The 14,560-nt window shown below is 63.8% G+C and carries 15 protein-coding genes; 6 read left to right on the top strand and 9 right to left on the bottom strand.

What is annotated here, in order from left to right; genetic code table 11:
• Positions 1 to 57 precede the first annotated feature (57 nt).
• The 4 genes from bioD to bioB all read right to left on the bottom strand — a co-directional run bounded on the left by bioD (position 58) and on the right by bioB (position 4,564).
• Positions 58 to 774: a dethiobiotin synthase gene (gene bioD, locus EWV37_RS08035; RefSeq protein WP_095796214.1), complete on the bottom strand. Its 717-nt coding sequence runs from the start codon at positions 772 to 774 to the stop codon at positions 58 to 60.
• Positions 774 to 1,931, bottom strand: coding sequence for an 8-amino-7-oxononanoate synthase (locus EWV37_RS08030; protein ID WP_129700911.1), 1,158 nt, complete (start codon positions 1,929 to 1,931; stop codon positions 774 to 776). The genes bioD and EWV37_RS08030 overlap by 1 nt, the downstream gene beginning before the upstream one ends.
• 88 nt (positions 1,932 to 2,019) lie before the next feature.
• Complete coding sequence (locus EWV37_RS08025) at positions 2,020 to 3,468, bottom strand: aspartate aminotransferase family protein (RefSeq protein WP_129700909.1); 1,449 nt, start codon at positions 3,466 to 3,468, stop codon at positions 2,020 to 2,022.
• A complete protein-coding gene (bioB, locus tag EWV37_RS08020) occupies positions 3,461 to 4,564 on the bottom strand; it encodes a biotin synthase BioB (protein ID WP_095796211.1) in 1,104 nt (367 codons plus the stop codon). Before bioB ends, EWV37_RS08025 begins: the two co-directional genes overlap by 8 nt.
• A 93-nt stretch (positions 4,565 to 4,657) precedes the next feature.
• On the opposite strand from bioB, the gene EWV37_RS08015 reads away from it, so the two are divergent.
• Complete coding sequence (locus EWV37_RS08015; RefSeq protein WP_129700907.1) at positions 4,658 to 5,179, top strand: TetR family transcriptional regulator; 522 nt, start codon at positions 4,658 to 4,660, stop codon at positions 5,177 to 5,179.
• 27 nt (positions 5,180 to 5,206) lie between these two features.
• On the opposite strand, the gene EWV37_RS08010 is transcribed toward EWV37_RS08015, so the two are convergent.
• Positions 5,207 to 6,157 carry a LysR family transcriptional regulator gene (locus tag EWV37_RS08010; RefSeq protein ID WP_238663150.1) on the bottom strand — a complete coding sequence of 317 codons (951 nt, stop codon included), beginning with the start codon at positions 6,155 to 6,157 and terminating at the stop codon, positions 5,207 to 5,209.
• A 130-nt stretch (positions 6,158 to 6,287) separates the two neighbouring features.
• Between EWV37_RS08010 and EWV37_RS08005 the strand changes: the two genes are divergently transcribed.
• Positions 6,288 to 7,691 (top strand): MFS transporter, encoded by a 1,404-nt coding sequence (locus EWV37_RS08005; RefSeq protein ID WP_129700905.1) that lies wholly within the window; start codon positions 6,288 to 6,290, stop codon positions 7,689 to 7,691.
• Between the two features lie 34 nt (positions 7,692 to 7,725).
• The gene (gene mmsB, locus EWV37_RS08000) at positions 7,726 to 8,646 is read left to right on the top strand and encodes a 3-hydroxyisobutyrate dehydrogenase (protein ID WP_129700903.1); all 921 of its coding nucleotides are present in this window, start codon (positions 7,726 to 7,728) and stop codon (positions 8,644 to 8,646) included.
• Positions 8,647 to 8,673: 27 nt separating this feature from the next.
• Here mmsB and EWV37_RS07995 read toward each other — a convergent pair whose 3' ends face one another.
• The gene (locus tag EWV37_RS07995) at positions 8,674 to 9,783 is read right to left on the bottom strand and encodes an alcohol dehydrogenase catalytic domain-containing protein (protein ID WP_095796206.1); all 1,110 of its coding nucleotides are present in this window, start codon (positions 9,781 to 9,783) and stop codon (positions 8,674 to 8,676) included.
• A gap of 103 nt (positions 9,784 to 9,886) precedes the next feature.
• Between EWV37_RS07995 and EWV37_RS07990 the strand changes: the two genes are divergently transcribed.
• On the top strand, positions 9,887 to 10,381 hold the full coding sequence (locus EWV37_RS07990) for a GNAT family N-acetyltransferase (RefSeq protein WP_129700901.1): 495 nt from the start codon (positions 9,887 to 9,889) through the stop codon (positions 10,379 to 10,381).
• On the opposite strand, the gene EWV37_RS07985 is transcribed toward EWV37_RS07990, so the two are convergent.
• Complete coding sequence (locus EWV37_RS07985; RefSeq protein ID WP_129700899.1) at positions 10,378 to 11,772, bottom strand: short-chain fatty acid transporter; 1,395 nt, start codon at positions 11,770 to 11,772, stop codon at positions 10,378 to 10,380. The genes EWV37_RS07990 and EWV37_RS07985 overlap by 4 nt on opposite strands.
• 160 nt (positions 11,773 to 11,932) lie before the next feature.
• Here EWV37_RS07985 and EWV37_RS07980 point away from each other — a divergent pair, with 160 nt between their 5' ends.
• Positions 11,933 to 12,427, top strand: a complete 495-nt coding sequence (locus tag EWV37_RS07980) for a GNAT family N-acetyltransferase (protein ID WP_129700897.1) — start codon at positions 11,933 to 11,935, stop codon at positions 12,425 to 12,427.
• 10 nt (positions 12,428 to 12,437) lie between these two features.
• Here the strand turns inward: EWV37_RS07980 and EWV37_RS07975 are convergent, their stop codons facing one another.
• Together EWV37_RS07975 and EWV37_RS07970 are read right to left on the bottom strand one after the other, a co-directional pair.
• Positions 12,438 to 13,202, bottom strand: coding sequence for a cytochrome c oxidase assembly protein (locus tag EWV37_RS07975; RefSeq protein ID WP_238663149.1), 765 nt, complete (start codon positions 13,200 to 13,202; stop codon positions 12,438 to 12,440).
• Between the two features lie 56 nt (positions 13,203 to 13,258).
• On the bottom strand, positions 13,259 to 13,780 hold the full coding sequence (locus EWV37_RS07970) for a DUF2243 domain-containing protein (protein WP_129700893.1): 522 nt from the start codon (positions 13,778 to 13,780) through the stop codon (positions 13,259 to 13,261).
• A 186-nt stretch (positions 13,781 to 13,966) separates the two neighbouring features.
• On the opposite strand from EWV37_RS07970, the gene EWV37_RS07965 reads away from it, so the two are divergent.
• Positions 13,967 to 14,512: a MarR family winged helix-turn-helix transcriptional regulator gene (locus tag EWV37_RS07965; protein WP_095796201.1), complete on the top strand. Its 546-nt coding sequence runs from the start codon at positions 13,967 to 13,969 to the stop codon at positions 14,510 to 14,512.
• Positions 14,513 to 14,560 lie beyond the last annotated feature (48 nt).

Raw genomic sequence — 14,560 nt, 5'->3', positions numbered from 1 at the left:
CCGAAATGGCATTTCCCTCCCACCACACTTCAGACCTGCAGTTACTTCACCTCATACTCAGCCCACGGAGCCCCAGCCCTTCGGGATGGCACCAAGGAGAGGGATGCTCCTGCCGTCCTCCGCATGGATGTTAACGATGTAGTCGCGATTGGTCTCGTGCAGTATCTGCGGATTCGAGGGCCAACTACCCAGCACCGTTCCGAGCACGCGCACTCCCCTGCGATACAAAGCTTCGAGGCTGAGCAATGTGTGATTCAGGGTGCCCAAATCGGGGCGGCCCACGAGCACTACTCCCACGTACGGATCGACGTCGCGGCTTATGCGCTCGGTCAGATCCGCGATGTTGCGCCCCTGACCGTCGAGTTCCACGAGCACACCTCCGCTGCCCTCAACGAGCACCAGGTCGTGATCGCTCAGCAGCGCGGCAACGCGTTCCGCGTGATCGTCGAGGTTCAACAGTGGCACCTGGTCGATGGCCGCTGCCGGTGGCGGGGCCATGGGCGCCGAGAGTCGTTGACCTTCGGCAGTGGTGAGGAGATCGCTAGGTACGCCGGCAGCGGCAAGTAAGCGGGCGACGTCGTCGATGTCGCCGGAATCACCGGGAAGCACGCCCGTTTGGACCGGTTTATAGACGGCAATCCGACGCCGCCCCGCCGAGCACCCGGCCAAGGCAAGGGCCGCGGTGGCGTAGGTCTTGCCGACGTCCGTATCGGTGCCCGTGACGACCACAACCCCGGTCAGGAGTTCCGCCGCCCGCGCCAAAGGATTACCCATCACGCGACCACCCCGAGCGGTCGGGCACCCAACTCAGTTATGACGTCTTGGACCTCGCTCAATGCGTCCGTCAATGCTTGTAATTCCACGTTTGCTCGGGCCGTGAGCCTTAACCGACTGATGCCGTCCGGCACTGACGGTGGGCGGAAGCAGCCGACCAGAATCCCTCGATCGCGCAAGGTCTCGGCCGTAGTGAGCGCCAACTCCGGCGATTCGATCGGTACGGACTGAACTGCCGCGAGGGCGTGCTCGATCCCTAGTACCTCAGCGATGACTCGGCCGTTAGCGTGCAGCCGTTCCGCCAGATCCGGTTCGCGGACAATGATTCGGCACGCCTCAGTTGCCGCGGCCGCGCTGGCCGGGGCGAGCGCCGTATCGAAAATGAAAGGACGCGCGACATTGACCAGGTGATCGCGCAACAGCTCGGACCCCAGAACCGCTCCGCCCTGTGCGCCCAAGGCCTTGGACAGCGTGACGGTCAGGACCACATTGGGGTGGCCCGCCAGGCCTTCCTGGTGTGCGAGCCCGCGTCCCCGCCCAGCGACACCGATTCCGTGTGCCTCATCCACCACGAGCAGTGCCCCGTGGAGTTCGCATACCGCGGCGAGTTCTTTGAGTGGAGCATGATCGCCGAGCACCGAGTAGATGGACTCGACGACCACGATGGCGCGCTTCTGACTGCGCTCCTTGAGCAACTGCGCCACGTGTTCAACGTTGTTGTGCCCGGAAATCACCACTGGCGCTCGAGACAGACGCGCCCCATCCACCAGGGACGCGTGCACGTGCTGATCGGAAACGATCAGGGTGTCCGCCTCCCCCAGGGCCGTGAGCAAGCCAGTGTTCGCTGCATACCCGCTGGAGAATACAAGCGCGGCGGGCTGTCCCGTTAGATCGCAGAGGGCCCGTTCGAGGTCCGCGTGAACGCTCAATGTTCCGGTGACCAGTCGGGACGCGCGCGATCCCGCGCCGTACCGGTGCAGGGCTTCCGCCGCGGCAGCCACAACTCGCGGATCCCGTGACAGCCCCAGGTAGTCGTTGGACGCCAAATCGACCGAGTTCTCGCGGATCGCCACGGTACGACGCCGCAGCCCCAAGTCCGCGCGTGTACTCGCCTTGTCGTGCAGCCAGGAATCGAGCGGTCCGGTCTTCCCAATCATGAGGTGGCCTCCTGCGCACGCGTGGACAAAGGCGATGGCGCTTCGCAGTGCGGCACCGCGACCGGTTCAGCTGCCGGGCAAGTGGCCATCACCGTGCGCTCACCGCCTGCTGCGCGACAGTTCCTGCCGCGGCGACCATGGCGCGGGCGATCCGCTCGATCTCGCGCTCGGTGCAGACGTACGGCGGCATGGCATAGAGCAGATTCCCGAAGGGTCGCAGCCAGACGCCGCGTTCCAAGGCAGTCCGAGTCAGCACGCCCCGATCCGGCGCGTCGTGGAATTCAATAACCCCCACGGCCCCGATCACTCTGACATCCGCCACCGTGGACAGCTCCGTGGCAGTCGGCAGGATTTCTTGTAATTTCAGATTCTGCCGGGTCACGCTCGGCCGCCAGCTCTCCTGAAGCATGGCCAGCGATTCATGAGCCACCGCGCACGCCAACGGGTTGGCCATGAAGGTGGGGCCGTGCATCAGTGCACGCTGTGGCGAATCCGTGACGACGACCGCAACCCGCCGCGAGACGAGGACCGCCGCCAGCGTCAGGTAACCGCCGGTCAGCGCCTTACCCACGCACATCACATCCGGGACAATGCCCGCCCACTCGCACGCGAACCACGCGCCGGTGCGCCCGAAACCGGTGGCGATTTCGTCCGCGATGAAGACCAGGTCCAGTTCATCGGCGAGCTCGCGCAGCGCCTTGAGACAGCGAGGATCGTAGGTGCGCATGCCACCCGCGCCCTGCAGGATGGGCTCGACGATCACGCCCGCCAGCTCGTGTCGGTGGTGCCGCGCGGTTTCTTGTAGTTCCGAGATCCAACGATCAACTTCGTCGGTATTGCTCGACCACGAACCCGCCGGCAGATTGCCGAACCATCCGGAAGCGGCGTCGTCGGACACCGCGTAGTCGGGCGCGGGGGCGTCGAAAAAGCGATCAGCGGCGTCGGCAAGATCCCCGGCCGGAACGAAGCGCGCTGCGGGCGGGGGTGCCACGAACAACTGGTCCGCAACGAGCCCGCTGAACTGCGCGTGCATGCCGCCTTCGGGATCGCACACGCTCATGGCACCGGTAGTGTCCCCGTGGTAGCCGCCGCGGACCGTGAGGATACGGCGCCGCTCGGGACGACTCCGCGCCGCTTGATACTGGACCGCGAGCTTGAGGGCCACTTCAACACTGACGGAACCGGAGTCGGCGAGGAACACGTGGTCCAGACCCTCCGGCGTGACGGCCACGAGTCGTTCGGCCAATTCCACTGCGGGTTGGTGGGTTAAACCGCCGAACATCACGTGGGAGAACCGGCTGATCTGCTCCACCGCAGCACGGTCCAGCCGTGTATTGCGGTAGCCGTGCACCGCACACCACCACGACGACATGCCGTCAATGGCATGTATCAACTCGCCATCCGGGGACCGCAGATTCAGGCTGACGCCGTCGGCTTCCTCGACCGCGTACGGTGGCTCGCCGTCGAGTGCTTCGTACGGGTGCCACAACAAGCCCCGGTCCCGGTCGGCGAGGGATCGCTCGCCCGATTTAAGCATTGGGGGCCACCGCCGTGCCCGCCCCACGACGCCGCAGCGCCGGCTCCAAACCCAGGTCCACCTTTTCGTAGGGTTCGGGTACGGCCGCGGTGTCGGCATTCGAAGCGTCGTCGGAAGCGGACCCGAGAACGGTGAAGCCGGCGTCGGCAATCATGTCCAGGTCCGCTTTGGCGGCCTGGCCCTCGGACGTCAGGTAGTCACCCAAGAACAGCGAGTTGACTACGTGCAACGCCAGCGGCTGGAGCGAACGCAAGTGCATTTCGCGACCGCCCGCCATGCGAATCTCCTTGTCCGGGCAGACGAAGCGCACCACGGCGAGGATCTTGAGGCACTTTTGCGGGCTCAGCTGCCAAGTACCCGCTAAGGGAGTGCCCTCGAAGGGCATCAGGAAGTTGACCGGCACCGAATCCGAATCGAGCTCGCGCAAGGCGAAAAGCGCCTCGACGAGCTGTTCGTCCGTCTCACGCATGCCCACGATCAGCCCCGAACACGGCGAGAGCCCCGCGCCTTTGGCTCGCTCCACGGTGTCCACGCGGTCCTGGTAGGTGTGCGTCGAGCAGATGCTCTCGTAATTGGACTCGGCGGTGTTGAGGTTGTGGTTGTAAGCATCCACGCCGGCGTCACTGAGGGTCTCGGCCTGGCCGTCTTTGAGCAGACCCAGGCAAGCACAGACCTCCACCCCGGGGTGCTGTTCCTTGAGCGCCTCGACCGTTTGCGTCACGGTGTTGACTTCGCGATTGGACGGTCCGCGACCGCTCGCCACCAGGCACACGCGGCTCGCGCCACCCTTGATGCCGTGCTGCGCCTGCTCCACAGCCTGCTCGGGAGTGAGCCACGAGTACTTCAGGATGCCCGCGCCGGAATTCAACCGCTGCGAACAATAGCCGCAGTCCTCCGCGCACAACCCGGACTTGAGGTTGACCAGGTAGTTCACCTTGACGGTCATCCCGAAGTGCTCGCGCCGCAATCGGGCCGCGGCAGCCACCAGGTCGAGCATGTCCTGATCACTGGTTTCGAGCAGTTGGAGCGCCTCTTCGGGGGTCACCGGCTCACCGTTGAGCGTGCGATCTGCGAGATCGTTGAAGTTCTTGAACACCGTTCAATTATTGAACAGTGTTCAAGTTTGTCAATCCGAGGGTGCCCCGCGGGTAAAGTTCCAATCGTCCCCGCCCAGATTTCGAGGAGCACCATGGCCCTGTCTCGCGACCAGATCGTGGCTGCCGCGTGGGGCATTCTGCAGAGTTACGGCCTGGGCGACCTCTCGATGCGCCGCCTTGCCAAGGACCTCGGAGTCCAACCCGGCGCCCTCTACTGGCACGTGGCCAATAAACAAGAGCTGCTCGGAGTGCTCGCCCAGCGCATGGTTGCGCCGCTCTCAACAGAGGCACTTGACGACGCCGCCACCCCGCTCGAGCGCGCCGCCCACCTGACGCGTGAGTTTCGTTCGCTGATCCTGGCCGTGCGCGATGGCGCGGAAGTCGTGAGCGTGGCGCACTCGATCAACCCGGAAAGTCTGAGTCCGGTGCCGGAACTGGTGGCGCTCTCCACTGAATCCGGATCACCCCAGGGCGAAGCGAAATATACAGCCCTCACCCTGGTTCGCTTCACCTTGGGGTCGGTCAGCACGGAGCAGACGCGGGAGGCCATGGGGCTGGACACCTCATCCTCTGAAGCGGAGTTCACTGCGGGTCTCGAGCGGCTTTTGAGCTGAGGGTGATCCGCGCCAATCCGGCTCCCGCTAGGCCCGCTCATCCTCCGGCGGGGCAGCCGCAAGCTCATCTTTCATGTCGTGCACCGCGGCCCGGAGAGCACTCATGACTGCTTGCACCGCGGGCCGTCGGAGCAGATCGGGGCGTGAGACTACCCAGTAGGACACGGGGAAAGTCAGTTCTCTGGGGAACAGTCGCACCAGGTCACTGGCCCGTTCGGCCATGAAGCACGGCAGGAGTCCGATCCCCGCACCGGCGCGCGTGAGCTCCACATGGACCATGGAGGACGTAGCCCCCACCGATTGCCGCATGCGCGGAAAGTAACTCACCGGATCCGTCAGCTCCGGAACGTCTTGCATCGACTCCACGAAATAGAGGAGCGGGTGGTCCTGCACCTGGTCGGGTTCGGTGATCGCTTCATGGGTCTCGAGATAGGACCGAGACGCGTACATTCCCAACGTGTAGTCAGCCAAGTGGAAAGCCTCGTTCCGTGAGACCTCCGGCCGTCCCACCACCACTTCGAAGTCGATGCCCACCAGATTGGTTCTGGCCCTCCGCGCGGCATTGATCATTTCCAGGCGAACGCCGGGGTGGGTTTCGGACAATCTGCGCATGGCCGCCCCAACGACCACACCACCGAACCCCTCGGGCACGAGTACGCGAACCACACCCCGCACAGAACCGCCAACGCCGCCCGAATCCAACGCCAACGAGCCGAGTGCCAGTTCAATGTCTTCACCGGCCGAGACGAATTCGCGCCCCAGTTCCGTGGGTTCCCATACCTCCCCGGAACGAACGAGCAGGCGGGCTCCGGCAGATTTCTCCAGGGCCGCGATCCTGCGGGAGACCGTGGTGTGACTGATCCCCAGCGCAGCACCCGCACCCAAGTACGAGCCGTGGCGCACCACGGAGAGCAGTAGCAACAGATTGTCGACGTCTTGCGCCACTCGCACCCCTCCCATGTGTATCGCAAAGCTCATCGAGAGCAGTGTGTGCATTTTTGCACAGCGGGGGCCAGGTTCTGGTCATTGAGGAAGTCCGGAGCTAGCAGTAGGTTTGACCCACTGCGGCGTGATCGCGGTCACAGTTTTGATTCATAAGGAGAACCCCATGAGCACCGCGGACCGGGCCACCCCCGCAGCCGATCTCGATCCCAATGACACTCCGGAGAACCGCGCGGGACTCAAGAAGGTCGTGGCCGCCTCAATGGCCGGCACCGTGGTCGAGTGGTACGAGTTCTTCTTGTTCGCAACCGCGTCCACCTTGGTGTTCGGCCCGTTGTTCTTCGTGGACACGGGCAACCCCTTGGACGGCATCATCAAGGCCTTCCTCATCTACGCGGTTGGTTTCATTGCACGCCCACTGGGTGGCATCGTCTTCGGGCACTTCGGTGACAAGTTCGGCCGTAAGCATCTGCTCCAAGTGGCCATCATTCTGGTGGGTGCCGCGACCTTCCTCATGGGCTGCCTACCCACGTTCCACCAAGTCGGCTACTGGGCTCCCACGCTGCTCGTGATCCTGCGCTTCGCACAGGGCTTCGCCGTGGGTGGCGAGTGGGGCGGCGCCGTGCTGCTCGTGGCCGAGCACTCTCCCAACAAGGAGCGCGGCTTCTGGGCGAGCTGGCCCCAGGCCGCGGTCCCGTTGGGCAACCTGCTCGCAACCGTGGTTCTGTTGATCCTCTCCCGCACGCTCTCCGACGAGCAGTTCCTCTCGTGGGGCTGGCGCGTGGGCTTCTGGCTGTCCGTGGTCATCGTGATCGTCGGCTACTACATCCGCACCCATGTTTCGGACGCTGCAATCTTCAAGGAGACTCAGGAAGAGGTCATCGAGGCCAAGGGTGCCGCATACGGTGTGGCCGAAGTGTTCCGCCGCTACCCCCGCGGCGTATTCGGCGCCATGGGACTGCGCTTCGCAGAGAACATCCTCTACTACATCGTGGTCACCTTCTCGATCACGTACTTGTCCACACAGCTGAAGATGGACACCTCTAACATCCTGCTGCTCCTGCTGGTGGCGCACATCATCCACGCCATCCTGGTGCCCCTGATGGGCCGGTTCACGGACAAGATCGGCCGACGCCCCGTGTACGCAGCCGGTGCGCTGATGGGCATCGTGTGGTCGTTCATCGCGTTCCCCATGTTCAACACTCAGAACGACTGGGTCATTCTTGCCGCCATCGTTCTGGGCCTGGCAATCCACGCCTTCATGTACGCCGGACAACCCGCCATCATGGCCGAGATGTTCCCCACACGCATGCGGTACTCGGGCGTCTCGCTGGGCTACCAGGTCACCTCGATCGTCGCGGGTTCGCTGGCTCCCATTATTGCGACCACCCTGTTGCGCCAGTTCGGCTCCTGGGTGCCCATTTCCATCTACATTTCGATCGCGTGCCTCATCACGCTGTTCGCCGTGGCCACATTGCGCGAGACCCGCGGTATTTCTTTGCAGTCGATCGACGCCGAAGACCGACGCCGCCTGGACCAGGAACGCACGACACACACCACCAGCTCCTGATCTTCCTCGGGGGCCCGCCGAAAGGGACACCACCATGACCACCATCAGCTGGATCGGCCTGGGAAACATGGGCGGACCCATGTCCGCCAACCTCGTGAAGGCGGGCCACGACGTCCGCGGTTTCGACCTCAATGAACAAGCGATGCACGAGGCTAAGGCCCAGGGCGTGACGACCTGCAGTTCTATCGAGGAAGTCCTGGACGGCGCGCAGGTGGTCTTCACCATGCTGCCAAAGGGTGAGCATTCGCGAGCCGTGTACCTCGGGGACAGTGGAGTCTTGGCCCTCGCGCCACAAGACGCCCTGCTCATCGACAGTTCGACCATCGACGTGGAAACCGCGGTCGACCTGCACAAGACCGCCGCGGAGGCGGGATTCGAATTCGTCGATGCCCCGGTGTCCGGAGGCATTAGTGGTGCGGCGGCCGGGACCTTGACGTTCATGGTGGGCGGCGAGAGCGGCGCAGTCGAGAAAGCCAAGCAGTACATCGAGCCCATGGCCGGGCGGATCGTCCACACCGGCGAGGCGGGAACCGGTCAGGCCGCGAAGATCGTGAACAACATGATGCTGTTCATCAGCCTGGAGGCCTGCGGCGAAGGCGCTGTCCTTGCCGACCGGCTGGGCCTGGACCCGCAGGTGTTCTGGGACATCGCCTCGGTCTCGTCCGGCAACTCCTGGGCCCTGCAGACGTGGTATCCCGTGCCGGACATCGTCGACTCCTCGGCGGCGAACAACAACTTCAAGGCCACGTTCTCCGCGGCACTTGCGGCCAAGGATGTGGGGCTCGCGCTGGCTGCGGGTGAACAGACCGGGGTGAACCTCCCCGCGGCCGAGCTCGCGGCCCAGCGGTTCCAGCAACTCGTGGACGAGGGCTACGAGAACCTGGACTGCAGCCTGATCGCCAAGTACGCGGCCCCGGACGGAAAAATCCGGGGCTGGAACCCGGACGAGGCCTGACAGCGCTCATCCCGGGCGGGGGCAGGTTCAGTCCTCGAACATAATCACCTGGCGGACGGCCTGACCGTCCGCGAGTAGGTCGAGTGAGCTGTTGATCTCCGACAGTGCGATTCGCCCGGAAATCAGCTCTTCGACCGGCAGTTTCCCCTCGCGCCACAGCTGCGCGTAGATCGGGATGTCCCGGGCGGGCACGGCTGAGCCCAGGTAGGAACCCTTGATGGTGCGGGCCTCAGCGGTGAGTACGAGCGGCGAAATGCTGGATCGCGCATCCGGGGACGGCAAACCCACAGTCACCGTGGTGCCGCCCACCTCTGTCGCGGCCACTGCGGTCTCGAACGCCTTGGGATGCCCGGCCGCCTCAATCACCACGGGGGCCTTGATGCCCTGCTCGGTCACCTGTGCGGGCGTGTAGACCTCGTCAGCTCCCAATTCACGGGCGCGTGCGAGCTTCTCCTGGTTGGCGTCCACTCCAATGACCTTGCCCTTGTCGATGGAAACGGCCGTGATGAGCGCAGCCATCCCCACACCCCCCAGGCCCACGACCATCACGGCGTGCCCATCCGCCGGTTGGCCGGCATTCAGCACGGCGCCGCCGCCGGTGAGCACCGCGCAGCCCAGGACGGCGGCGACGTCCGCGGGCACGTCGTCGCCAATCGGAACCACCGACTGCCGGTTCAACACGGCGTGCGTCGCGAACCCAGAGACCCCCAGATGGTGACGAACCTCCTCACCTTCCCGATGTAGCCGCACGTGATCACCGATGAGCACGCCGTCATTGTTGGCGGCGGTGCCCGGGGTGCACGGCAGTTTTCCGTCCGTGAGGCAGTTCTTGCATTCACCGCAGCGCGGCAGGAACACCGTGGTGACCTGCTCTCCCACGGACAGGTCTGTGACGTTCTCACCGACTTTTTCCACGACCCCGGAAGCCTCATGGCCAAGCAGCATGGGCGTGGGCCGTACTCGATTTCCATCGACCACGGAAAGATCCGAATGGCACAGGCCTGCGGCCCGAATACGAATCAGTACCTCGTCCGGGCCGGGATCGTCCAGGTCCAGCTCCGTGATGTTCAGTGGCTTCGACTCCGTGTAGGGACGCTCCAGGCCGATCTCTTCGAGGACTGCTCCGGTGATCTTCATGGTGACTCCTGGCTGAGTGCTGCACTTCGCGGGTGAGATGTGAACCACAGTAAACGTAACCTCGGACATCCACACGCACCCACTGCGGCAATACCATAGGGCCATGAACCCGCCGGCTATCACCCTGCGCGAGCCCACTTTCGACGACGCCGCTGCCCTCGGGGACCTCCACGTGGAGACGTGGCGGGAAACCTACGGGCAGTTGATGCCGGCCTCGGCCTTCGACGACGCCGCTCGCGCCGCCCGGGTCGAGATGTGGCAAGGCACGCTGCAACGTCCAGAGAGGGACGGCACACTGCTGGTCGCTGAGACGAAGGACCAGCTGATCGGATTCGCGGGTGCCGCACCGTCGACTGATGAACATGCCGCTCGTCCCCTGGAACTTCGCATGCTCTATGTACTCGCCGAGCACCACGGCAGCGGTGCCGGACAGGCTCTCCTAGAGGCCGTCATCGGTGACAATCCTGCGTTCCTCTGGGTCGCCAAGGACAATCCCCGGGCACGGCGCTTCTACGAACGCAACCGTTTCACCACAGACGGCGCCGAAGCGGTCTACATTCAAGCCACCGGATTCATGATCGTGCGAATGGTGCGCTAAACCCCTGCCCCCACGATCAACATGGTGGCACCGAAAACGACTCCCGACACCAAGAGCACCACCGTGGTGTAACCCAGGATGTCGCGGATCTTGAGGCCCGCGATGGCCAACAGCGGCAGCGCCCAGAACGGCTGGATCATGTTCGTCCACTGGTCGCCGTATGCCACGGCCATGATCATGACGGAGGGGTCCACGTCGAGTCTCGCGGCGGCGTCGAGAAGAATGGGCGCCTGGATGGCCACCTGGCCACCGCCGGAAGGGACAAAGAAGTTGACCAGACCCGCGGACAGAAACGCCAGCAACCCCAAAGTCTGCGGCGAGGCCACCGCCACGATCGAATCGGACAGCACCTGGATGAGACCGGTGGCGGTCATGATGCCCATGATTCCGGCGTACAACGGGAACTGCAGCAGAATGTCGCCCACGTTGGAGGCAGCATTCTTGATCAGGCCCATGACCGCAAACGAATTGCGGGACAGCAAGAAAATCAATGCGAGGAACATCCAGTTCACGATGTTGAGCGTGACCGACCCGCCATGCGCGAAATGGATCACCAGGTAGGCCACGAGAGCGATCCCGATGAGGAGAGTGGGCAGTCGTGACGCGTCCAAGTGATCTGCCGGGGCCTCGACCTTGGGCTGCTGCACCTCTTGATCGGATTCCTTGAGCGCCTCCGCGGTGATCCTGTGAGATGCGGGCACTACTCGAGGAGCTACGAGCCACAGGGCCGCTGCCACCAGAATCACTGTCGCCACCGCGGCACTCATGTTCCACCATGAGAAGGTCGTTTCGCTGATGGGAATCACGTACCCCACCTGCTTCTCGATGAAAGACCCAGGCGTGGCCGCGGTCAGCGGTCCGGAACCCGAGTAACCCATGTGCCACACCACCATGCCGGAGAACCCTGCGGCCACGAGCATGGGGAAACTGATGGGAATGTTCCTGCGGCCGAACTCGTGGGCGACCTCCCTCGCCAGTAAGGCGCCAACAACCAACCCGAAACCCCAGGTGATGAGACAGGAAATAGCTGCCACGACAAACACGAACACGTACGCCTTCAAAGGTGAACGCGGGACGGAAGCCAACCTGCCGAGCAGCGCACGCACCGGCCGTGTACTGGCGAGTGCGTGGCCGAGCAACAGCACCAAGGCCATCTGGGTCATGAACTTCAACAGCCCGGACAGGCCCACTCCCCACCCTTCGATCACGGTCACGGGACCGGAATCGGTGAGGATCAGAGCCATGACGGCGACGACCACGGTCAGCACGATGGCGAAGATCAAGGCGGAGGGGATGAACCGCTCCACCACGGAGTTCACGGGTCGCATCAGCCGGGCCAGCGGCGGCTCAGCCGTGGTGCGGGTGTCGGAATGGTGCTCGGGGGTGCTCATGGCGATACCTCGTCAGTCAGATCGGTACGGCTTGGTGCGGTGGGATCGGGTCACCAACCACCCCTGAGGCTATCGAGAGTGGCGTGGATCACACGGTATTTCGGGCCGGGCGCTACCGGCCGCTTGAACCGCCCCCGGGGCCGTTTCTTAGCGTTAAACCATGAGTGCTCCACCGATCACTTTGCGACGCCCCGAACCGACCGACGTTGAACCGCTGGCCGACGTGCACCTCCGGTGCTGGCAAGAGACGTACACGGGCCAATTACCCGACGCTTTCCTCGGAGACACCGCTTGGGAATCCCGCCGCCGCACCTGGCAAGCCATCGTGGACAATCACGGCCAGGACATGTTCCCGTGGGTGGCAGAAGCGGATGATCACATCATCGGGTTCTCGATGACCGCCCACCCTCAAGAAAAGGATGACGTGCGGGACTTCCAGCTGTTCATGCTCTACGTCCTCAAGGAATTCCACGGGACGGGCGCAGGACAAGAACTCTTGGACGCCTCCCTCGACGATCAGCCGTCACAGCTGTGGATGGCCAAGGACAACCCCCGAGCGCGCAGATTCTACGAGAAGAACGGCTTTGAGGCGGACGGCGCCGAACGGATCGACAGCGCATCCAACGATTTGAAGACCATTCGCATGGTGCGTTAGTCGGGGCCGTCTACGACGACGTCGCTCGCGCCCTATCCGAGCTCGCTGACCGCGGCCTCGTGGCCCGGTACCACCCGGTGAACAGCAGAACGATCAGTAGCACGTCCACCGCATCTCCGCCGTAGTACATGAGCTGGGCACCGAACTGCGCATCCGCGGTTTCCACCCCCATGGGCTGGTGGGCGTACAACCACTTGGCCAGAATCGAATGCGCAGCGATGAACGCAATCAGCACCCCGGCTCGAAGCTTGAACGACGCCCTGTGCGGATCCGAGTCCACGCCCACCATGGACGCCGTGAACACATACCCCGCCAAGAAAATATGGGTGTGCACCAGCGCATGCACCCACACGGAACCGTGCATCCAATGAAACAGCGGGGTGGTGTACAGCACCCACAATCCACCCGCGTTCAAGAGAGCGGCCACGACCGGGTGCGTGATCACCCGGACGTAGGGCGAACGGAGCATGCGAGACACCGCACGCGCTCGCCCCACGGGCAAGGCCCGCAACAGCACGCTCACCGGAGCCGAAAGCACCAGTAGGAGCGGGGCGATCATCCCGAGCAACAAGTGCCCCATCATGTGCGCGGTGAAACTCTCGTGAGCGGCCTGGCCCAAGGGGCCCACCAGGCTCGCGGCCGCGCAGGCCAGTCCCGCGTAGAAGAACACGGTCCGATGAACCGGCCACGCACTGCGGTGCCGCCCGGCCCAGAGGGACCAGGCATACCCGACCGCCGTGGCAATCAGCAATGCAGCAACAAATACTTCGAACACGAGCCAGCCATCAAGGCCAGTCGCGTGGGCTGAGTCATGAGCGTGCACGGGCAGCCTCAGCGAGCGTCATGGGCCGAACGGGTCATGCGCAGCACCACCCACCCGGTCACCATGAGTACGATCGCAGATCCGATCCACACCGTGTCATACAACAGCAGGTCAACGCCGTACCGGATCTGATGGATGCCCAGGATCTTGTGGTTGAGCACGCCGTCGAGGAGTTGGAACGACCCGATGCCCAGGGCCACTGCCCCAGCCCAGCGCTTCCAATTCACGCCCCCGCGGCGTCGGATATCGGCCAGCAGGAACAGGCCCCACACGGTGATGAACCACCCGAACGCGTGGAAAATCCCGTCCGTCAGCAACGCCACCTCATGGGTGGACAGATCATAAAAATGGTGCCATTGCAGGCCCAAGTGGAAGATGAACAGATCGATCATGGACGCTGCAATACCGCAACCAAACAGGAATCCCGACAGCACGGTTCGCTTGCCGGGGTGCCGTTCGTCTCTGGTTTCGACCCCGCCACGGTGTCCCGTTCGCGCTTCGTTTCGTGCGTTCGGTTCAACGGTGGACATTTCCAGCACTCCTCAACGCGACAACGGGGCTCCTGCCTTCATTGTTCATTCCCAGAGCAAGCGGTTCAATACGTGACCACCATGAGCCTCGCGCCGCTGAGATCTCACCAGGTAATAAAAGGTCTAACAACCTGCCCACCCGAGAGAAACTCCCCGAACGGCTTGGCTGCACACTAAATTTGGACCATGCCCACACCTGACGACGCCCCGAACGCGGTGAACCCGGATTACTGGCAGTTCGCAAATGCCGCCGCGTCACGCATCTCGCAAGAGTTCCCGGAATGCGACGTCACGGCCAACCGCCTGTTCGTCACGCTGTTCCGGGCGTCCTCATCGGTGATCTACGACTTCGAGTCCTCCATTCACCGCCCCGCCGGTGGCACGTGGGCCAGTTATCGCATGCTGTTCGCGCTGTGGGTTGCGGGCCCCCTGACCCCTCACCGCGCGGCCGAGCTCATGGGAATGAGCCGTGCTGCGGTCTCGAACCTCGCGGGCAATCTGGAATCCAAAGGTCTGCTGGTCAAACAGGCATCCGAGGCGGACGGGCGCTCCTTGATCCTGCACCTCACCGACACGGGCCAAACCAAGATCCAAGAGGTCTTCGCCCGGCAGAACTCCCGCGAGAACGACTGGAGCCAGGCCCTCACCGAACAAGAGCGCGAATTGCTCATCAGCCTGCTCGACAAGATCATGGACCACCGCACGGCCATCGGAGCGAAAACACGCAAGTAGCCTCCGAACCCCTGGTCAGCCCCCTCAAGCGGTCAGCAAAATGGGAGC

Origin of the sequence: Kocuria carniphila, assembly GCF_004136555.1 — a bacterium.
Lineage (GTDB): Bacteria > Actinomycetota > Actinomycetes > Actinomycetales > Micrococcaceae > Kocuria > Kocuria carniphila.
The sequence above is the reverse complement of the archived record's forward strand: the minus strand, read 5'-3'. Positions and strand labels throughout refer to the sequence as shown.